The sequence below is a fragment of the Apilactobacillus kunkeei genome (genome assembly GCF_005930975.1).
Classification (GTDB): domain Bacteria; phylum Bacillota; class Bacilli; order Lactobacillales; family Lactobacillaceae; genus Apilactobacillus; species Apilactobacillus kunkeei_E.
The window spans coordinates 1-271 of the sequence record NZ_VBSE01000013.1; the positions used below are offsets into that span (position 1 = coordinate 1).

The window sequence follows — 271 nt, forward strand, 5'->3', positions numbered from 1 at the left end:
TGACCCGTACGGGATTCGAACCCATGTTACTGCCGTGAAAGGGCAGTGTCTTAAACCACTTGACCAACGGGTCATAACTATAAGGTATACGGAGAGTAAGGGATTCGAACCCTTGAAACAGGCATTCACCCGTTTACATCATTTCCAATGATGCTCCTTCGGCCAACTCGGACAACTCTCCAAGACCAGTTATAACTCCGAATGTCAGACTCGAACTGACGACAACCTGATTAACAGTCAGGTGCTCTACCAACTGAGCTAATTCGGAATA

3 tRNA genes are annotated in these 271 nt (G+C 46.9%); all 3 read right to left on the minus strand.

Annotated elements, in window-relative coordinates:
- Positions 1–73: transfer RNA gene (locus tag FD688_RS00035), tRNA-Glu, on the minus strand.
- A gap of 16 nt (positions 74–89) precedes the next feature.
- Positions 90–181, minus strand: a tRNA-Ser gene (locus FD688_RS00040).
- A 14-nt stretch (positions 182–195) separates the two neighbouring features.
- Positions 196–268: transfer RNA gene (locus FD688_RS00045), tRNA-Asn, on the minus strand.
- Positions 269–271: the final 3 nt, after the last annotated feature.